At 71.4% G+C, this 19955-nt stretch carries 16 protein-coding genes; 11 read left to right on the top strand and 5 right to left on the bottom strand.

Annotated features, from left to right (window positions below; all coding sequences use genetic code 11):
- Positions 1-61: 61 nt before the first annotated feature.
- From WMF36_RS27535 to dauA, 4 genes are read left to right on the top strand one after another with little or no spacing between them, the layout of a single operon-like run.
- The gene (locus WMF36_RS27535) at positions 62-217 is read left to right on the top strand and encodes a hypothetical protein (RefSeq protein ID WP_437573739.1); all 156 of its coding nucleotides are present in this window, start codon (positions 62-64) and stop codon (positions 215-217) included.
- 14 nt (positions 218-231) lie between these two features.
- On the top strand, positions 232-1959 hold the full coding sequence (locus WMF36_RS27530; RefSeq protein WP_437573738.1) for a phosphoenolpyruvate carboxykinase (GTP): 1728 nt from the start codon (positions 232-234) through the stop codon (positions 1957-1959).
- Positions 1959-2381, top strand: a complete 423-nt coding sequence (locus tag WMF36_RS27525) for a hypothetical protein (protein WP_437573737.1) — start codon at positions 1959-1961, stop codon at positions 2379-2381. Before WMF36_RS27530 ends, WMF36_RS27525 begins: the two co-directional genes overlap by 1 nt.
- Before the next feature lie 2 nt (positions 2382-2383).
- A complete protein-coding gene (gene dauA, locus WMF36_RS27520; RefSeq protein ID WP_437573736.1) occupies positions 2384-4123 on the top strand; it encodes a C4-dicarboxylic acid transporter DauA in 1740 nt (579 codons plus the stop codon).
- A gap of 13 nt (positions 4124-4136) precedes the next feature.
- Here the strand turns inward: dauA and WMF36_RS27515 are convergent, their stop codons facing one another.
- The 4 genes from WMF36_RS27515 to WMF36_RS27500 all read right to left on the bottom strand — a co-directional run bounded on the left by WMF36_RS27515 (position 4137) and on the right by WMF36_RS27500 (position 9179).
- The gene (locus WMF36_RS27515) at positions 4137-5339 is read right to left on the bottom strand and encodes a cellulase family glycosylhydrolase (protein WP_437573735.1); all 1203 of its coding nucleotides are present in this window, start codon (positions 5337-5339) and stop codon (positions 4137-4139) included.
- A 235-nt stretch (positions 5340-5574) separates the two neighbouring features.
- A complete protein-coding gene (locus WMF36_RS27510; RefSeq protein WP_437573734.1) occupies positions 5575-7086 on the bottom strand; it encodes a trypsin-like serine peptidase in 1512 nt (503 codons plus the stop codon).
- A 426-nt stretch (positions 7087-7512) separates the two neighbouring features.
- Positions 7513-8784: an RNA polymerase sigma factor gene (locus WMF36_RS27505; RefSeq protein WP_437573733.1), complete on the bottom strand. Its 1272-nt coding sequence runs from the start codon at positions 8782-8784 to the stop codon at positions 7513-7515.
- Complete coding sequence (locus WMF36_RS27500; RefSeq protein WP_437573732.1) at positions 8781-9179, bottom strand: YciI family protein; 399 nt, start codon at positions 9177-9179, stop codon at positions 8781-8783. The genes WMF36_RS27505 and WMF36_RS27500 overlap by 4 nt, the downstream gene beginning before the upstream one ends.
- A 622-nt stretch (positions 9180-9801) precedes the next feature.
- Between WMF36_RS27500 and WMF36_RS27495 the strand changes: the two genes are divergently transcribed.
- From WMF36_RS27495 to WMF36_RS27470, 6 genes are all read left to right on the top strand, one after another.
- Entirely contained in the window at positions 9802-10737 is a 936-nt protein-coding gene (locus tag WMF36_RS27495; RefSeq protein WP_437573731.1) for a DUF2935 domain-containing protein, read from the top strand.
- Between the two features lie 217 nt (positions 10738-10954).
- On the top strand, positions 10955-11272 hold the full coding sequence (locus tag WMF36_RS27490; RefSeq protein WP_437573730.1) for a hypothetical protein: 318 nt from the start codon (positions 10955-10957) through the stop codon (positions 11270-11272).
- A 153-nt stretch (positions 11273-11425) separates the two neighbouring features.
- Positions 11426-12280, top strand: a complete 855-nt coding sequence (locus tag WMF36_RS27485; protein WP_437573729.1) for a M55 family metallopeptidase — start codon at positions 11426-11428, stop codon at positions 12278-12280.
- Between the two features lie 216 nt (positions 12281-12496).
- A complete protein-coding gene (locus WMF36_RS27480; protein ID WP_437573728.1) occupies positions 12497-12850 on the top strand; it encodes a DUF4180 domain-containing protein in 354 nt (117 codons plus the stop codon).
- A 251-nt stretch (positions 12851-13101) separates the two neighbouring features.
- A complete protein-coding gene (locus tag WMF36_RS27475; RefSeq protein WP_437573727.1) occupies positions 13102-13281 on the top strand; it encodes a hypothetical protein in 180 nt (59 codons plus the stop codon).
- Positions 13282-13283: 2 nt separating this feature from the next.
- Positions 13284-14921, top strand: coding sequence for a hypothetical protein (locus tag WMF36_RS27470; protein ID WP_437573726.1), 1638 nt, complete (start codon positions 13284-13286; stop codon positions 14919-14921).
- A gap of 46 nt (positions 14922-14967) precedes the next feature.
- On the opposite strand, the gene WMF36_RS27465 is transcribed toward WMF36_RS27470, so the two are convergent.
- Entirely contained in the window at positions 14968-15465 is a 498-nt protein-coding gene (locus tag WMF36_RS27465; protein WP_437573725.1) for an SRPBCC family protein, read from the bottom strand.
- A gap of 469 nt (positions 15466-15934) precedes the next feature.
- On the opposite strand from WMF36_RS27465, the gene WMF36_RS27460 reads away from it, so the two are divergent.
- Positions 15935-19840, top strand: a complete 3906-nt coding sequence (locus tag WMF36_RS27460; RefSeq protein ID WP_437573724.1) for an ATP-binding protein — start codon at positions 15935-15937, stop codon at positions 19838-19840.
- The last annotated feature ends 115 nt before the right edge of the window (positions 19841-19955 follow it).

Raw genomic sequence — 19955 nt, 5'->3', positions numbered from 1 at the left:
TTCGTCCCGCTGTTCGCGTTGAACGGGTAGCGAGCGCGCGACAAACAGAGGACATCGTCGCGTGGCACCGATGTTGCTGCACGCCGTGGCTGTGACCGACGTGGCTGTGACCGATGTGGCTGTGGCCGATGTCGCTGTGGCCGACGTGGCTGCGCTGGAGAAGGCGCATCGCGGCGCCGCGCGGCGGTCGCCATCGAAGCAGCGGAGAGGCACCTGAAGGAAAGAACAAGCATGCAGAACGAAGAGCTCGACTCCTGGGTACTCTCGGTCGCGACGCACGTCCGCCCCTCGAGCATCCACTGGTGTGACGGTACGGACGCGGAGATCAGGTGGCTCCAGAAGCAAATGGTCGCGAAGGGCGTGCTGGCGCCGCTCGATCCGGACAGATACCCGCGGAGCTTCCTGCATCGCTCCCCGCCGGACGACGTGGCTCGCGCGGAGTCTCGGCCGCTCCTCTGCACGCAGCAGCGCGTCGACGCCGGGCCGACGAACCCCTGGATATCCGAGGACGACGCGAACCGGATCGTGTGGCCGCTGTTCGCCGGGGCGATGGCTGGCCGGACGCTGTTCGTGGTCCCGTACCTCCTCGGCCAGTGCGACTCGCGCTTCAGCCGCGTGGGGGTGCAGCTCACGGACAGCCCGTACGTCGTCGCGAGCCTTCGGCTCATGACGCGCATGGGGAAGGCGGCCCTGGAGCACCTCGGCAGCTCCTCCGACTTCGTTCGAGGTCTCCACAGCACGGGCGATCTCTCCCCGGACCGCCGGTACGTCGTCCACTTCCCCTCGACGAAGACGATCTGGAGCATCGGCTCCGGGCACGGCGACAGCGCGGTCCTCGGCACGTCGTGCCACGCCCTCCGCATGGCGAGCGCGCAGGCACGGAAGGAAGGTTGGCTCGCGGAGCGCATGCTCCTCCTGGAGCTGACCGATCCGGAGGGAGAGCTGCATTATCTCGCCGTGGCCAGCCCCGGCGCCGGCGGGAACACGCGCCTGTCGACGCTGGTCCCGGACGTGCCCGGATGGTCGGCGAAGGTGGTCGGCGACGATGTCTGCTGGATGCACCCGGGGGAGGACGGACAGCTCTGGGCCATCAACCCGCTGGCCGGGATGTCCGGCGTCGTGCCCGGGACGAGCCTCAAGCAGAACCCCAGCATCAAGCAGCTCCTGGGTCACGATGTCCTGTTCACGAACACCGCGCTTCAGCAGGACGGCGCGCCGTGGTGGGAGGGCATGGGCGAGGAGCCGAGAGACGGGCTCGTCGACTGGCGGGGGCGCCCGTGGTCGGCCTCGTCGCCGGAGCCCGCGGCGCACCCGGACGCGCGGTTCACCGTCGCGGCGAGCCAGTGCCCCACCGTGACGCGCGCGATCCTCAACCCGAAGGGCGTGCCCCTCTCCGCCATCGTCTTCGCCGGCGGCGGGGCGGAGGTGGCGCCGCTCGTGTACGAGGCCACGAGCTGGGCGCAAGGCGTGTACATCGGAGCCACCCTGCTCTCGCAGACGACGCCCGCCGCGGCGCCGCGGAGCGACCCGATGGGGATGCTCTCCTATTGCGGTTACAACATGGGCGACTACTTCGCTCACTGGCTGTCTTTCGGCGCGCGGCTGCCGAGGGCGCCGCGGGTCTTCCATGTCAACTGGCACCGCGCCGACAGGGGCAAGCCCCTGTGGCCCGGCCGCGGGCACGATGCGCGCGTCCTGAAGTGGATCGTCCAGCGCGTGCAGCGCAGCGCCGCCGCGCGGCTCACGCCGATCGGGTTCGTTCCCACCGAGCTCGACGTGGGCGGCCTCGGCCTCTCCGCGGACCACGCCCAGCAGCTGCACGAGGTCGATCTCCGCGCCTGGACAGAGCAGATGGCCCGCAATCAGGAGCTCCTCGCGCGCTTCGGAAACCGCTTGCCCGAAGCGCTGCGCGGCGAGCACGAAGGCATCGTCCACCGCCTGAAGATGGCGTCGAACTGATGGTGAGGAAGACAAGGGCCGCGGTGCACTCCAGCGTGCGACGACGGCGGGGCGATCCGCTTCACGTGGTGATCGTCTCGGACAACGCGGAGACGCTGGATGGGCTGCAAGAGTACCTCCAGCGCGCCGGCGTGACGGCGCACGTGACGCGCCACCTGCGCGCGCCGGTGCTGGACGGCGCCGCCATCTCGGCGATCGTGCTCTTCCCGGACGATTACCCGCTGGCCGAGGTCGAGGCGGCGGTCGAGCGCATCACGCGTGACCGTCCCGGCGTGCTCCCCCTCCTCGTGACCCGGAATCCTCGAGGCTTCGCGGCGCTCGCGACCGGCGGAGGCGCGCGCCATCTCCTCACGATCATCCCGAAGCCCGCCTGGGGATGGACGATCCTGGACACCATCCGTGCGCGGGTGGTGGAGGTGTGACGATGTCTTCTTCTCCTCAGCCTTCTCTTCAGCCCGAGCCGGTGAGGCGTCGAATCCCGGTGGCGGCTGCCCTCCGGCGCAGCTTCAGCAAGGGATACGGCCTCGGCGATTTCCAGGCCGACCTCCTGGCCGGCACCGTCGTCGGCGTCGTGGCGCTCCCCCTCTCGATGGCCCTCGCCATCGCGGTGGGCGCTCCGCCTCAGCACGGGCTTTACACGGCGATCGTGGCCGGCGCGCTCGTGGCGCTCCTGGGCGGTTGCAAGTTCCAGGTCACCGGCCCGACGGCGGCCTTCGTGGTGATCCTCGCGCCGATCGTGACGAAGCACGGGGTGGCAGGGCTGATGACGGCGGGGCTGATGGCCGGCGTGCTGCTCGTGATCATGGGGCTCGCGCGGCTCGGCCGGCTCATCGAATACATCCCGTATCCGGTGACGACCGGCTTCACCGCAGGGATCGCCACCGTGATCGCGACGCTTCAGGTGAAGGACGTCCTGGGCCTCGAGGCAGGGCCGCTCCCGGAGCACTACGCGGCCAAGGTGGCCGCCTTGTGGGCGGCTCGCGGGACGGCCGACGTCTTCGAGCTGGCCGTCGCCGTCTCGACGCTCGCCCTGCTCCTGGTCATCCCCCGCGTCGTCAAGAAGGTGCCGGCGCCGCTCCTCGCCATCACCCTCGTGTCGCTCGCTGCGGTGGTCGTCGCCGAGGTCTACCCCGTGTTCTCCGTGGCGACGATCGGCAGCCGCTTTCACACCACCCTCGACGGCGTGGAGCTCGCCGGGATCCCGCCGGTCCTCCCGACTCCCTCGCTCCCGTGGGGCGACGGGCTCTCGCACGAGCTCGTGAGGGAGCTGCTCCCCTCCGCGTTCGCCATCGCCATGCTCGGCGCCATCGAGTCGCTGCTGTCGGCGGTCATCGCCGATGGCATGACGGGGACCAAGCATGATCCGGACTCGGAGCTCATCGGCCTCGGGATCGGGAACATCGTCGCGCCGATCTTCGGCGGCATCGCGGCGACCGGCGCGCTCGCGCGCACCGCCACGAACATCCGGGCAGGCGCGCGCTCTCCGATCGCGGCCTTCACGCACGCCGTTGTCGTCCTGCTGTCGATCCTCTTCCTCGCCCCGCTCGTGGCCTACGTCCCCATGGCGTCGCTGGCAGCGCTGCTGCTGCTCGTCGCGTGGAACATGTCGGAGCTCCACCATTTCATCCGTATCGTGAAGCTCGCGCCGAGGAGTGATGTGTTCGTGCTGCTCACCTGCTACGGGCTCACCGTGGTGATGGACATGGTGGTCGCGGTGTCGGCCGGCGTGGTCCTGGCCGCCATGCTCTTCATGCGCCGGATGGCCGAGCTGACGGGGGGTCGAACGGTGCTGAACACCGCCGACGAGCTGGGCGAGTTCGTGCTTCCGGAGCGGGTCGCCCTGTACGAGATCAATGGCCCGCTGTTCTTCGGCGCCGTCCAGAAGGCGATGGCGGCGCTGCACGCGATCCGTGGGGATAGCTACGAGGTGATGATCCTCCACCTCGGCAAGGTCCCGTTCATCGACAGCACGGGGTTCGTCGCCCTCGAGAACGCGATCGACGGGCTCGTGCGGCGCCAGAAGACGGTGGTCCTGGCCGGCCCGCTGCCCAGGCCGCGCGAGATCTTCGACAAGGCGCGCCTGGAGGAGAGGTCCAGGCGCGTTTACATCGCGGAGGACCTGGACGCGGCGATCCGCCTCGCCGGCGCGCTGGTGCGCGCCTGAGGCGGCCGCCGCGCTACCTGCACGAGCCCGTCTCGATGGAGTGCGGGCGCACCGAGGTGTTCTGGATGCTGTTCGGGTCGGTCACCGCGACCTCGCGGCCCCAGCCGGTGAGCCCCGCGAAGGTCCCGTCGGTCGTCATGTCGAACGGCCCGTCGTCCTTGCAGTCACCGTTCTCGGCGGCGCCCCACGACCAGGCGAGCCACCCCACCTCGAGCTCGACGCTCTTGGCCAGGAGGGTCTTGTAATCGAACGGGTGCCGGCTGCACTCGTACACGGCGTGCTGCGCGAACTCGCCGACCATCAGAGGCAGGTTCAGCGCCACGGACTCGTTGAGCTCCTTCGTGATCGTGGCCCCGCTCCCGTCCGTCCACCACATGTGCACGCTGAGCAGGATGTTCGGATCGTGCGCGACGAGCGCGGGGCCGACGGCCTGGAGCTGGTCGATGTTCTGCCCCCACTTGGAGGCGTCGATGATGAGCGGCGTCGTGATGCCGGCGTCGCGCATCCGGGTGATCGCCTGCTTGTAGCCCGCCTCCCACGCCGCGTTGTCCACCACGTCCCCGACCTCGTTGCCGATGTTGACGAGCAGGTTCTGCTCGTGCTTCTTGATCACGGCGACGGCCTCCGGTTTCGTCCAGTAGTCGACGAGGCTGGGCAGGAGCTCCCATTTGCCCGTGGCGTCGTGCAGCTCGACGATCGGAATGAGCTTCTGCGAGAGCGCGTTCGTGATGGCCTGATCGAGGCCCGCCACGGACGCCTTGGTCTCCCACACGATCCGCACCGTGTTGGCGCCTGTCTTCGCGATCTCCTGGAACTCCGGCATGCCGTCGGACCCCGACGAGAGCCAGACGATCATCTCGTTGACGCCCCGGAGCAGCACCTTCTCGCCGCAGCGGTCGTGGAGGAAGCGGCCTCGCACCGAGAACCCCGGCCCGGTGACATCCCCGCCCCCGGCGCCCGTGCCGGAGGTGGCACCCGTGCCGGAGGTGGCACCCGTGCCGGAGGTGGCGCTCGTGCCGGAGGTGTCGCCGCCGGCGCCGGACGTCGCGCTGCCGGCGCCGGCGCCGGACGTCGCGCTGCCGGCGCCGGCGCCGGACGTGGCGCCGGTGGCATCGCCGCCCGTGCCCGACGCGCCGCCGCCCGATCCGGTCGCCTCCTGCCCCGAGCCCGGCTGTTCGTCCGCTTCGCCGCACCCGGCGAAGAGGCCCAAGGCCATGAGGGCTGCACCGGCCCAGCCAGCTACCGATCCATGGATAACGCGCATCGTGATCTCCCGTTCTCCTGCCCCCGCCCCTGACTGCACCAGACGCCGGTATGCACGAGCAGAGCGGGGCGGGCAATCCTCGTCGCCCGCCTTCGCGCAGGATCCAGGGTCATCCTTACCATCTCCGCGCGATCACCCTTCAGTCGCCATCAGGCTCACGGTATCGCTCCTCTCTCACTGTACCGGTTCAGTTGGGCGGCGGGATGAAGACGCCCGGGCAGGGCTCGTCGCCGAAGACCCTGACGCCGAGCCGGTACATCGTGATCTTCGGGTTGGGCGCCCAGTTCCAGCTGCCTCCGGCGTAGGAGTGGTCGTTCGACTGGTTGAACGCCTGCCAGCTGGACGCGTGGAACGCGAGGCGGAGCTGCTCGGTGGTGCCCGAGGGGGCGAGCGAGACACTCGGGAGCTCCACGTCGACGTAGTGGGTCGCGTCCGCGCACCCGCCGCCGGGCACCTCATGGAAGCTCATCGCCGGCGTGGTCGAGCAGCCCCAGCACTCCCCCGCGAGCGTGCCAGTCGGCTCCTTGGTGAAATAGTAACGCACGATCGCGCTCCCGACGTAGAGGCTGTCGGTCCCTGCATTGCGCACCTGGATGCCCGGCGTCACCCAGTTCGGCTGCGGCGTGTGCTCGTCGTACAGCACCTCCAGCTGGCAGTCCGCCGGGCAGGACGAGGTGCTCTCGCCGGTGCTGCAGACGCCGTCGCCGCAGGAGCAGTCGCTCGCGCACGAGGCCGGGCTCTCGAGCGGGCCGCAGGCGCCGTCGCCGCAGGAGCACACGTCGGACACCGTCTTCTCGCACATGGCCTGGACCGCGCGGAAGGCATAGGTCACGTCCTCGCCGCGGCATTCGTCGTTCAAGCACTGCTTCGGGCGCACGCAGTCCTCGTCCTCGTCCGGCTCGAAGTCCTGCGCGCCGCGCACCAGGATGCCGACGAGCTCGTGCGTGTCGAGGTCGAACACGCCCGAGCCCGAGTTGCCCACGAACGTGTCCAGGTTCGCGACGAAGAAGTCGAGGCTCGACGCGTTGCTGCGGATCGTGGCGCCGTCGGCCAGCTTGAGCGGCAACCCGCGGGGGAAGCCGTGCACGATGAGATCGGTCTCGTCTTCTTCCAGCGGCTCGCTCGACACGCGCACCGCGGCGGGCTGCCGCCCCACGACCGGCCGGTCCAGGCGCACGACCGTGTAGTCCGCTCCGCTGGGATCCCTGTACCAGGTGATGAAATCCACGCAGCTGTAGAGGTCGTCGCTCGTGATCTGGTTGAGCTGGCCGGTGGAGGGGTTCATCGCGTAATCGAAGACGAAGCGGCTGTCGCCGCAGTTGTTGATGCAATGCCCGGCCGTCAGCACCAGGTCGTCGTCGATCAGCGTGCCGCTGCAGTCGGCGAGCGCCGGCTGCGTGGCGAAGCGCTCGTCGGGGCACACGTCGTCCCGCCCGATCCAGTCGGGCCCGGCGATCTGGATGTCGTTCGGGTCCGAGTCGTCGACCGCCGAGGTGGGGACCAGGGCCACGGTGAAGTCGAGCACGCGCTGCGCCCACACGGGATCCGAGTACGTGAACGGCTCCTCCCGGTCATCGTCGCCATAGATGACCTCGGAGCGGACCTGGCCGGTGGCCTCGTCCTCGACGGGCGTCGAGCACGCCACGCCGGTCCCCGCGAATACAAGACCAGTACAAGCGATCAGTCGAATTATCTTCATGGCAAACTCCCGATTTGTAATGCAAGGACATCGAATGCGCTGCGAGGCCTTCCTTCGCGGCCGTGCCTCGGGTCGACGCGCGCCAAGCTGCGACGCGCGTCGACCCGAGGCGCAAGGAAGCGAGTCGAGCCGCCCTGTGAGCCCGCGCCATGGGCGACGCGGCGCGGGGATCAGCTGGCGATCTCGGACGGGGGCATCAACGCTTGATCCGGCCCCGAGCACGAATCTGACATCTCACGGATCATCTTACGGATACTGACGCGCTCAGGCTCCTCGAGCCACGAGAGCAGGTCAGTCGCGGACTCTAGTTTCCCGGGTGGCGCGGTCCCAATGGATATGCGGCATGGGCGTCATGCACACGGTGCATCGGGCTCTCCCTTACGCCGGCATGACCGCGTGCCTGTCGCCGCGGAGGCCCGCGACTCGCTATTTCCGGGCGTCGCTCAGCCGAGCCGCCTGCGACGTGAGGTAGTTCTGCTCGGGGAGGTTCGTCGTGCGGCTGGCCGCTCGCCGGTAGTGCGCTATCGCCGCGTCGTGATCCCCGGCCCGCTCCAGGAGGTGCGCGCGGGCGGCGTCGAGGCGGTGATGGCCGGCGAGGCGCGGATCGGCGTCGAGCGTCCTCAGCAGCTCGAGCCCCGCCTCGGGGCCGCGCACCATGGCCGTGGCGATCGCGTGGCTGAGCGCCACCATGGGGTTGTCGGACATCCGCATCAGCACGTCGTACAGCGCCAGGATCTGCGGCCAGTCCGTGTCCTCGGCGCGCGCCGCCTCGTCATGCACCGCCGCGATCGCGGCTTGCAGCGGGTACACGCCGATCGCGCCCCGGGACAGCGCCGCGGTGACGAGGGCGACGCCCTCGGCGATCGCGCCCTGATCCCACAGGCTTCGATCCTGCTCGGCGAGCGGGATCAGCTCGCCCGCGGGCCCGGTCCGCGCCGCGCGGCGCGCGTCGGTCAGGAGCATCAGCGCGAGCAGGCCGGCGATCTCGCCGTCGTCCGGGAGGAGCGCGTGCACGGCGCGCGTCAGGCGGATCGCCTCGCTCGACAGATCGTCGCGGTGCAGCTCGGGGCCGGAGCTCGTCGTGTAACCCTCGTTGAAGATCAGATAGAGCACGTGCAAGACGGCGCCGAGCCGCGCCGCGCGCTCTTCGGGCGTGGGCGCCGTGGGCATCTCGAACGGCACGCCGGAGGCCTTGATGGTCTGCTTGGCGCGGCTGATCCGCTGCGCCATGGTCGCTTCGGGGACCAGGAACGCCCTGGCGATCTCGGCCGTCGTCAGGCCGCCGACGGCGCGCAGCGTGAGCGCGATCGCGGAGGACGTCGACAGCGCGGGGTGGCAGCACATGAAGAGCAGGGTGAGCGTGTCGTCCTGCAGGGGCGCCTCGTCGCTGTCGGCGGCGAGGGCGATCTGCTGCTCCGGCGGCACGAGGCTGACCACGAACGCCTCGCGGCGGCGGCGGGCGGCCTCGCTCCGGACGTGATCGGTGATGCGCCGCGACGCCACCTGGATGAGCCAGGCGCGCGGCTCGTCGGGCAGGCCGTCGCGCGGCCACTGCGCGGCCGCCGCGATCAGCGCCTCCTGGACGGCGTCCTCGGCGGCGCCGAAGTCGTGGAACCGCCGGAGGACGGCGCCGAGCACCTGCGGCGCGAGGTCGCGCAGCAGGCGCTCGGCCGGGGCATCCCGTGACCGCGAGATCAAGGGAGTTCTTGGGGCGGCGGCGCGCTCATCACCTCTCGCACTTCGATCGCCAGGTTGAGCGGCCCGCCGCCGGGGCCCGGCGCGGCGGACGCCTGCGCGGCGAGCTCGTAGGCGCGTTCGGGGCGGTCGACGTCCACGATCCAGTACCCGGCGAGGAACTCCTTGGTCTCCGGGAACACCCCGTCGGTGACCGGCTTGCCGTCCTTGCCGGCGCGCACGAGCTTGGCCTGGTCGGGCCCCGCCAGGCCCTCGGCCGCCACGAGCTCACCCGACTCGCTGAGCTGCGCGTGAAAGCGCTTCATGAACGCGATGTGCGCCTGGAAGTCCTTCTGAGGCCAGCTGGCAACCTGGTACGGACCGTCGCTCGGGGTGTGCATCATCATGATGTATTTCATTGTCGACTCCTTCTCATCGCTCTCGCCCCGGCATCGGGGCGCGTTCATGGGCAGGTCGGAGCCGAGGGCGGGGTCTCGACATGCCGGGCGACGATAGCCAAAAAATTTCAGGACCAACACAGGGGCAAGAGTAGGGGAATGTAGGTGTCGCCGGCGTGGCGGCGGGCGTGTGTCGGCGGTGTCTGTCGCGCCGGCGACCTGGCCGTTGCGCTTGCGTGGGCGACGTTGTCCGCTCCGCCCGCGTCGTGCGCCGGCAGGGGGCGAGCGGCGGTACGTCCTAGAAGCCCGTCCGGGGCTCTCCCGCGGACGGTAGATGGCGGGCTCCATGTGCTCGGCAGTCGCAGGTGGCCAGCGAATGAAGGGGCATGTGCTCGGTCTTCGCAGGTTGTCGCCCGCTGACCTCCCATCACGGGCGGATTCCGCGGTCATGCGTCCGACGCCTCCTCCGGCGGCTTCCCTCGTGACGAGGCGCCAGGGCGTGGTGAATGCCGGTGTCGCGGGTCGATGGGATCTGCGGGACGCGCGCCCGCGGACGGCTCTCCGGCCCGCGCCTCGGCCCGGGCGCGGGACATGCACCCTCGCGCTCGGATTCTCAACGCCGTACGAACCTGGAGGAGCGTCGATGGAGAAGCGTGCTTTGCAAGGGAAACTTGGACGCCGGCAATTCGCCGGCACGGCGGCGGTCGCCGCCGGTGTATCGCTGATCGCCACACCGGGCCTCGCGATCGAGCCGAGCAAGGGTCAGGGCAGCTGCGAGCCGATCGGGCCGCTCTCCCTGCCGGAAGGGACGGCGTTCACGCCCGGTGTCTTCGTCGATCAGCGCGCGAGGAAGCCGATCTACCTGCCCGGCATGAACGCCGGGCTCGCCGGGTACGCCATCTCGGAGGTCCTCTTCTGGACGGACATCATGATGGAGCACGCGATGTTCATGTCGCTGCTCATGCCGGGCGACCACCTCCGCGGGCCCCGGAGCGAGGCGCGGCAGTTCCAGCTCGTCTTTGCGAGACACTTCCTCTCGGCCCGTGACGGCGGCTATCGCGACGACGGGCTCTCCTCGCTCCTCTCCTCGACGCGGGCGAGCGTCCTCCAGTTGATCGAGTACAAGCGCCGCATGCAGCGCGCGCAGGAGGCCGGCACGCTCCGGAGCCTCGTCTGGCCGCTCTTCTTCGACCACATCGCGCGCGAGGCCGAGCGCTTCGCCGCCCGGCTCGCGCTGCTCGCGAACGGCAGCGCCGCGCTCCAGCGCGACGAGGTCTCGGCGTTCTGGACGACGATCATGGCGGAGCACCTCGAGTTCGTCGCGCACCTGCTCGACCCGCAGGAGCGCACGCTCGTCGCGGACGCGAAGGCGCGCGCGGAGCAGCTGTATCAGGCGCACACGCAGCGCGTCGGCAGCGGGCAGCTCGCGATCATGGCCGACGAGGTCATCGACTTCAAGACGGCCGCGGAGCAGGGCATCGAGACGGGGCAGATCAAGAGCATCATCGATCCGTCGCTCGCCGATCACGTCCTCCGCGAGGCGGTGAGGTTCTCCGACGAGATCCAGCGCGCCCAGTGAGGTCGCCGGTCGACCGCGCTCGATGAGCGAGCGTGGATAGGTCGCTCGGACGCGAACTCGGACGCGAACTCGGACACAGAGAAAAGCGACAGCGCGCGGCCGCGCCCGGCCGGGTGGACATCCAGCGATGCCCGCACAACATGTCGTGCGGGCATAAGACGATGCGCAATTCCGATCGTTCGTCTTGTGCAGCGGATTCCACGCGGAGGGGGGGACCATGAGAACGACGAGAAGAATTCAGGCAGTCCTCGCTTTCGGCATGCTGGCGGCCTTCGACGGCGGGGCGCGCCCGGCCAGCGCAGAGGAGCTCTTGCCGGGCGGAGCCGAGGGAGAGGTTCAGCCCCGGGCCGTCGAGGAGACAGACTCCGAGACGATCGGCAGCGCCGTCGAAGCCATCTCGCCCTATTGCAGGTTCAGGTGCCAGCGCATGTATCGAGCGTGCGTGTCATTTGCGCTGCCCCACGTGTGCTACCAGCGCTACTGGAGGTGCCTGGCGAGCTGTCCTCCCACGCCGTTCCCGTTCTCCGGGAGATAGCGTCGCTGCGGTGCCGCACATGAGGTCGCGCTGGCCTGCCGCAGGGCGGGCGAGCGCGACCTGGGTCTCGACGTCAGCCCGACGTGGCCTCTGCCGGCGCGCGGCGCTAGGCCCCCTCGCGTGACCGCCGCGGCGGCGCTAGGAGGGACACCGATGTTCGTGCTGATCTCGATCGACCTGGAGGGATGCGCGGGGGTGGTGCATGTCGACCAGACGCGCCGGGGCGGCGGCGACTATGAGCGCGCGCGGGCGTGGATGAGCCGCGAGGCGAACGCCGCCGCGCTCGGCGCGTTCGGCGCGGGAGCCACGCGGGTCGTCGTCAACGACAGCCACGCGGACATGCGCAACCTCCTCTTCGAGGAGCTGGATCCCCGGGTCGAGGTGATCTCGGGCGCGCTGAAGCCGCTGTCGATGGTGCAGGGGCTGGACGCGGGGCAGCCCGACGCCGCGTTCTTCGTCGGCTACCACGGGGGCTCGGGCCTGCGCGCGAGCGTGCTCGACCACACCTACTACGGCGCGGTGGTGGGCGAGATCCGGCTGCACCCCGCGAAGAGCGCGGCGGACGATCCCGGGCTGTGGGTCGACGAGGCCGCCATCAACGCGCTCGTCCTGGGAGAGGCGGGGGTGCCCGTGGCGCTGGTCACGGGGGACGAGGCCGTGACCGCGCACGCGAGCGAGCGGTTCCCGGGGGTGACGACCGTGGCGGTGAAGGCATCGATCACGCGCTACAGCGCGCGGTCGATCCACCCCGACGAGGCGTGCCGGCGCATCCGGGCCGCGGCGGGCGAGGCGCTGCGGGGGCTCGCGCGGGTCAGGCCGTACACGCTCCCGCTGCCGATCGGCGTGACGTTCTCGCTGCTCACGACCGCCTACGCGGACGCGGCGGAGCTCGTGCCCGGGGTGGTCCGCCTGGACGCGCGCCGCGTGCGCTACGTCGCCCCGAGCGCGCGCGAGCTGCTCCGCGCCGTCCTCGCGATCACGAAGATCGCCGGCACGGTGGTTGTCTGAGGGGGAGCGGCGTCCTAGGGAGAGCGGTGCTCGACCGAACCAGCGCACCGTACGGCCGGTTCGAGCGAGCCCGGCGCGTCGCGCGCGACGCCTGTACAGTGGCCATCTCCCGGGGTTACCCTGCGTGGGCCCAGCAATTCTTGAGGCGTTGGGCCCGCGGCGCCGGAGCCGCATGCGAGGGCAGCGATGGAGTTGACGGCGGTCGATGAGGGCGCTGTGAGGTTCGTGGAAGGCCTGCCGGACCAGGCCCTCATGTCGAGCGCTCGCGACGTCGATCGCGTGCTCGAGGCCTGTTTCTCGGACGGCGCGCGGTGCGCCCTCCTCTACGCGGCGAACCTGCCGGCCGCCTTCTTCGATCTCAGCTCGAGAGAGGCCGGAGAGCTTCTGCAGAAGCTAAGGAACTACCGGATCCGGCTCGCCGTGGTGTGTCCGCCGGGGGGACCCGATTTCAGCAGCCGGTTCGGTGAGATGGTGGCCGAGGAGCGCCGCGGCGCGCACTTCGGGGTGTTCGAGACGCGCCTGGCTGCCGTCGAGTGGATCCGCCGGACGTCGGATGCAGATGCGGTGTGACATGCGGCGATGACGCGGGCAGGCGTCGCGCGCGCGTCCGCCCGCGGCGCGGGTCCTGCTGCGTGGCCGTCGCCGGTCCTGCCGGGAGGCCTGTTGGCTCGCCCTGAGGCGCCATGTACACTCCCCTCCAGGAGGTCTGACGCGATGGCCAAGGTGACCGCGCTGGGGACTGGGAAGGGAATTTCGTCAAGCCGCGGCCCTGGTACAATTTCTGGTCGAAGTCGGAGACGACGATCGACGGCAAGGACTACGTGAATGGGCCGAAGGGCGTGATCCACCCCGGCGAGATGAGCGGCACGCCGTGGGATCCCAAGGTGCACGGCGTCGCCAAGCACCCGGTGACCGGGAATAACTGGCTCGATCCGGCGACCAACAAGCCCATTCCCACGAGCGGTCCGGACGGCTACGTCCCCGTGGCACCGAAGCCGTGACCATGGCGGTATGGCCGACAGCGCCTTCCCCGCCTCCGGCGCAGGCCGATCTCGATCGTGCTCTCGACGAGGCCACGGCGGTGTGGCTCGTCCGCGAGGACCAGCGCCGGGTCCGCGTCGGTCGCTCCGCGCTCGGCCCGCTCCGACAGCTGCTCCGCATCCGCGGGGGGGCACGCGCCGGCCGCGCGGCCTGGGCGCGGCCGGTGACCCTCGCGCTCGAGCGTGCCTGCCGGCCGTCCAGCGCGCTCCGGGTCCACGGCGATTGCTCCGTGCAGCTGCTCTCGTGGAGCGAGGCCGTCGACCTGGAGGAGCCCGCCGCGCTCGCGGCGTGGCTCTCGGCGCGCGGCGTCGGGGAGCAGCTGCGCGCGCTGGAGCGGGGCCGCTCGCCGGAGATCGCCGCTGCTCTGGGCGCCTGGCGCGCCGCCGCGCCGCCCGAGCTTGGCAGGCATTTGGACGCGTTGTGGCGGGAGGGGTGCGTCGTGCTCGACGCCGGGTGGCTCGGCGCGGCCCTGAAGGCCGTGCACGCGGCCCGGGGCGGCATGCCCGAGGCGGCGTGGGCGCTCGGCGCCTGGTACGGCGCTCGGCGAGGTGCGTGGGACGAGGCGTATGCCTTCGAGGCCGTGCCCGAGGCGATGCTCCGCAGCCTCGGCATCCACGCGGTCTTCGAGGCGGCGCTCGCGGGCGTGCCCGTCGCGTCGCGCGCGGGGATCGTGCGGTTCCTGGTCGAGCACATCACCTGGCGCGCGCGATGGGGGATAGAGCAGCGCATGCCTCGAGCCGAGCGCGAGGCGCTGTTCTCGGCGGCGCGGGACTCCGGCGCCCAGGAGAACGTCGTGCGCGCAAGGCGCCTGCTATTCGGCGAGGGCGACCTCGCCCCGCCGGGAACGGAGCTCGTTGCCGCGTCGTCGGGCGGGCGGTTCAATCGGCTCTGCACGGAGGGTGTCCGCGCGTTCGGCATCGACGGTCACGAGCTCGTGCGCCTGGAGCGGGGGTGCGGCGCGACCGAGCTGACCAGGATGCTCGCCCCCGGGAGCCCGCTCGCCGTGCGCCGGGGCAGCGTGTTTTTTCTCAAGCGGAGCGGCGTGCACAGCATCTCCGTGGAGGGCGGGGAGGTCCGCGCGCGCGTCGGCCCGCTCTTCAACTTGCCCCCTGCCCGCCTGCGCCGCGCGCTCTCGCGCTTCGTGGAGGCGCGCGACGCGGCGCTCGTCCGCCTCGTCCCGGACGACGCCGATCTGCTCCCGCTCGACCCTGGCCACGACGCCTGCGACGCCTACGAGGTCTTCGGCGGCGCGTTGCCGGCCGCGCTGCGGCTGCGCTCGTTCTGGGGGTGCGACGTGCCCCGCGGGCTCCTGTACGAGGCGCCGAGGCGCGGCGCCCCCCGGAAGGTCGCGCTCGACGGCCGCCCGGCGTGGCTTGGCGCGACCGACACGGGCGTGCTCGTCGTGGTCGGGCGCGCAGGGGGCGAGGTGGCCGTGCTCGCGGTCGACGAGGGCGGCCCGGCTCGCTCGCTAGGCGCGTTCCACGGCCGCGCGGACGACGTGCTCGCCGCGCTGCGCGTGGGCGGCGAGGCGTGGCTCCGCCTCGCGGCGCCGCTCGGCGAGGTCGTTGTGGCGCTGGAGGGCGCCGGGGGCGCCTGCTAGGCAGAGAGCGCGTCCGGCCCGCGCCGGCCGGCCCGCAGCCTCTTCGCTACTGCAGCTGCGCGACCAGCTCCTCGAGGCGGTCGTAGCTCGTACCCGCGCCCTGCTCCATTCCGGACGCGACGACCGCGTCGCGCACTTCCTTCGACGGATAGCGCACCGTGGTCGTGACGCGCGTCTTGCCGCCCTCGTCGGTGAAGACCGATGTCACCACCGAGACGGTGTCCGGAAACTGCTCGAAGATCTCGGTGAACACGATCCGGCTCGGCGGCGTGATCTCCTTGTACTCGCCGTGGAAAGCGGCCTCGCCCTCGGGGAAGCGGTTCACGAAGCGCCACGCGCCGCCCGGGCGAAGGTCGATCTCGCAGACGGGCACCGAGTATCCCTCGCTCAGGCAGCCCCACCATCGCTTCACGTGCTCGGGCTTCGTCATCGCCTCGAACACGAGGTGCCTCGGCGCATTGAACAGGCGCGTCATGCAGATCTCCTGTTCCGACGGCGTCGTGACCTGGAAGCTGTTCTTGTTTGCGACGCTGGTTGCGACCATGACTCTTCTCCTCCTGCGCTGTCGTCCCTGATCCTGAACGGGGTGCCCAGCGGATGGGCCGGCACCCGTATCTAACCAATTGGTTAATTAACCTTTGGGTTAAGTACATCGCCGCCCCGCGCTTGTCAAGGCGGAGCTCCGCCCGATTTCGGCGTCGAGGGCCTCACCGTCGATCGCCATGTCGATCTCGCCGGCGAGCGCATCGACGTCGCCCTCGGGTCCTGCCATCGAGGGAGCGCTCCGCGCCGGGAGCGCGCGGCCCTGGCGAGACAGGCCCTGTCCTGTGCGCTCGTGTCCAGCGGGTGTACAGGGCCTCTGACGAACTCATCGAGGCAAAGCGGGCGGGGACCGCGATCCGCGCGGCGGCGCCGGATGACCGCCGAGCCCGGGGGGTGTGATACAAGCGAACGGTCGCCATGACGGGACAGCGCACGAGCCACCTCGATCCGAGCGAGGAGCGGAGGCTGACATGAGCTGGGTCGAGGCGGCGAGCGCCGGGAACTGGCTGGATCCGGCCGGCGCCGCGCTCTCCGGCGGCGGGGAGATGGGGGCGCTCATCCGCGCGATCGACTGGTCGCAGACGGCGCTCGGCCCCGTCGAGGGGTGGCCCCAGTCGCTGCGCACGGCGCTGTCCATCCTGCTCTCGTCCGAGCACCCGATGTTTCTCTGGTGGGGCCGTGAGCTGATCCAGTTCTACAACGACGGCTACCGCCCCATCCTCGGCTCCAGGAAGCACCCGGCCGCCATGGGCCAGGCGGGCCGCGCGTGCTGGAAGGAGATCTGGGACGTCATCGAGCCGATGATCGAGAAGGTCTTCGCAGGAGGCGCCACGTACCTCCGGGACGGCCTGCTCATCCTCGATCGGAACGGCTTCCTGGAGGAGTGCTACTTCAACTACGGCTACAGCCCGATCCGGGACGAGACGGGCGCTGTCGCGGGCGTCTTCGTGGCGTGCTCCGAGAGCACCGGGCACATCCTCGGGCAGCGCCGGCTAAAGCTCCTCGGGACGCTCGGAGCCAGGGCGGCCGACGCCAAGAACGTCGAGGATGCCTGTCGTGTGATGATGGGGACCGTCGCGGAGGCCGGGCGCGACCTGCCGTTCGCCCTCCTCTATCTCGCCGACGACGACGGCGCGCAGGCCCGCCTCGCGGCGATCGCCGGGCTCGACCCCGGCCACGCCGCAGCGCCGGCCACAGCGCGCCTCGACGCCGCGGCCGGAGGCGCAGTGTGGCCGCTGCATCGCGCGCTGCGCGAGGACGTCGAGGTGGATCTGGCGGAGCTGCCCGCGGGCGTCGGCCCGCTCCCGGGAGGGCCGTGGCCGGACGCCGCGCGCCGGGCGGTGGTGCTGCCGCTGCACCGCGCCGGCGCCGGCGGGCGGCCGGCCGGGTTCCTCGTCGCGGGCGTCAGCCCCCGGCTCCTGCTGGACGACGACTACCGCGCCTTCCTGCGGCTCGTGGCCGGTCACTGCGCGACGGCCATCCAGAGCGCCCGGGCCAGCGAGGAGGAGCGGCGCAGGCTGCTGGCGCTCGCCGAGCTCGACCGCGTGAAGACGGCCTTCTTCAGCAACGTCAGCCACGAGTTCCGCACCCCGCTGACGCTGATCCTGGGGCCCGTGGAGGACGGCCTCTCGGACGCCGAGCAGCCTTTGCCCCCCCGGCAGCGCGAGCGCCTCGCGATCGTCCACCGCAACAGCCTCCGGCTCCTCCGGCTCGTCAACACGCTGCTCGACTTCTCGCGCATCGAGGCGGGCCGCATCCAGGCCAGCTACCAGCCGACCGATCTCGGCTCCTTCACCGCCGAACTGGCGAGCTCGTTCCGCTCGCTCCTGGAGCGGGCCGGCCTCTCCCTCGCGGTGGACTGCCCGCCCCTCTCCGAGCCGGCCTACGTCGACCGGGAGCTCTGGGAGAAGATCGTGCTCAACCTCGTCTCGAACGCCTTCAAGTTCACCTTCACGGGGGGCGTGCGGGTCTCGCTGGAGGCGGCCGGCGGGTCGGTCGTCCTGTCGGTCGCGGACACCGGCACCGGCATCCCGGAGGCGGAGCTGCCGCACGTGTTCGAGCGGTTCCACCGCGTCGAGGGGGCCACGGGCCGCAGCTACGAGGGCAGCGGCATCGGACTCGCCCTGGTGCAGGAGCTGGCGAAGCTCCACGGCGGCAGCGTGACCGTGGAGAGCCGCTCCGGCGAGGGCAGCCGCTTCACGGTGTCCATCCCGCTCGGCAGGGCGCACCTGCCCGAGGACCACGTCGCGCCGGGCTCCTCGCCGTCCGTGGGGGGGCGCGGCGCCGCGCCGTTCTTCGACGAGGCCGCGCAGTGGATCCGCGGCGAGCAGGCGCCGGCTGCCCTGCCGGCGGGCGAGGGGCCGGCCGTGAAACTGCCGGGGCACGTCCTCGTCGCCGACGACAACGCGGACATGCGCGAGTACGCGCGGCGGCTGCTCGTCGCGGAGGGGTGGACGGTGGAGGCCGTGGCCGACGGTCAGGCCGCCCTGGAGCGCGCCTGCGCGCACCCCCCGGATCTCGTGCTCACCGACGTGATGATGCCGCGGCTCGACGGCTTCGGCCTGCTGAGGGCGCTGCGCGCCGACGAGCGCACCCGCGGCGTGGCCGTGGTGATGCTCTCGGCGCGCGCGGGCGAGGAGGCGCGCGTCGACAGCCTCGAGGCCGGCGCCGACGACTTCCTCGTGAAGCCGTTCTCCGCGAAGGAGCTCCTCGCGCGGGTCCGCATCCACGTGGAGCTCGCGCGCCGGCGGCGCGAGGCCGAGGGGCAGCGCCAGTACCTGAACGACCTCTTCATGCAGGCCCCGGGGCCCATCGCCATCCTCCGCGGGCCGGAGCACGTCTTCGAGGTGGTCAACGCGCAGTACCAGCAGCTCGTCGGCGCGCGATCGCTCGTGGGAAAGCCCATCCGCGCGGCCCTGCCCGAGCTCGAGGGACAGCCCATCTGGAGCCTCCTGGACACCGTGTTCCGCACCGGCGAGCCCATCGCCGGCAAGGAGCTGCCCGTGCGGCTCGACCGCCGGGGCGACGGCACGACGGAGGAGGTCTTCTTCAACTTCGTCTACCAGCCGATGCGCGATCGCGACGGGGCGATCGAGGGCGTCTTCGTGTTCGCGTTCGACGTGACCGACCAGGTGAGCGCCCGCCGGCGCGTGGAGGCGCTCGTCGAGGCGCTCAAGCTCGCCGATCAGCGCAAGGACGAGTTCCTCGCGATGCTCGCGCACGAGCTCCGCAACCCGATGGCCTCGATCAGCCTGTCGCTGTCGCTGCTCGACGACGTGGACGGCGACGAGCCCAAGTCGGCGCGCTACCGGGAGATCGCGCGGCGACAGATGGGCCACCTCGTGCGGCTGGTGGACGATCTCCTCGACGTGTCGCGCATCACGCGCGGCACGGTGGAGCTGCGCCTCGAGGACGTCGATCTCGCGGCGGTGGTGCAGAGCGCCGCCGCCGCGGTGAGGCCGGCCGTCCAGGCCCGGCGCCACGCGCTCGCGCTGTCGGTGGGGTCCGGGGACTTCGGCATGAGGGCCGACGCCACGCGGCTGGAGCAGGTGGTGACGAACCTCCTGACCAACGCCGCGAAGTACACCCCGCCCGGCGGCTCGATCTCGGTGCGCCTCACCCGCGAGGTGGCGGGCGGCGCGCCCGAGGCCGTGCTGCGGGTGCGCGACACGGGCCGCGGCATCCCGGCGGCGATGCTCGACAGGGTGTTCGATCTCTTCACGCAGGTCGATCAGACCATCGACCGGAGCACGGGCGGGCTGGGGCTCGGGCTCACGCTGGTGCGGCGGCTGGTGGAGCTGCACGGCGGCAGCGTGGTCGCGGCGAGCGCCGGACCGGGCCTGGGCAGCGAGTTCACCGTGCGCCTGCCGCTCGGCCCGGGCGCGGCGCCGCGGCCCGCCCCGAGCGCCGAGCCGCCGCCGCCGCTCGCGCCGCGCGACGGGCCGCCGCCAGCTCCGGCGGCGCGCGCCGAGGAGCAGGAGGCGCCGGCGGCCGGGCGGCGCCGGGTGCTCGTCGTGGAGGACGCGGAGGACGTGCGCCGCGTGATGCGGGCGTACATCGAGGCGCTGGGGCACGAGGTGACGGTCGCGGCGGACGGGCTGGAGGGCGTGGCGAAGCTCGTGGAGCTGCGCCCCGAGGTGGCCTTCGTGGACATCGGGCTGCCCGGCCTCGACGGCTACGAGGTCGCCCGCCGGGCGCGGGCCGCGCCGGGCGGCGAGGCGCTCTACCTTGTGGCGCTCTCGGGCTACGGCGGGCCCGAGGATCAGGCCAGGTCCAGGCGGGCCGGCTTCGACCTGCACCTGACCAAGCCCGTGGTCGGCGCCACGCTGCAGGAAGTGCTCGCCGCGGCGCACGCAGGGGCTCGTGGACGCACGTAGGCGCGGAGCTCTCGGCGCCCAGCGCGCGGCGAGGACAGACAACGGCCGGGCCGAGCCACCGTCGCCGCGAGGCTTGACGGTGGGGCCCGTACATTGTATAACCATATGGTTTTTT

The sequence above is a fragment of the Sorangium sp. So ce887 genome (genome assembly GCF_051521455.1).
In the GTDB taxonomy this organism is placed as follows: domain Bacteria; phylum Myxococcota_A; class Polyangia; order Polyangiales; family Polyangiaceae; genus Sorangium.
This window is presented reverse-complemented; position numbering and strand designations above follow the sequence as displayed.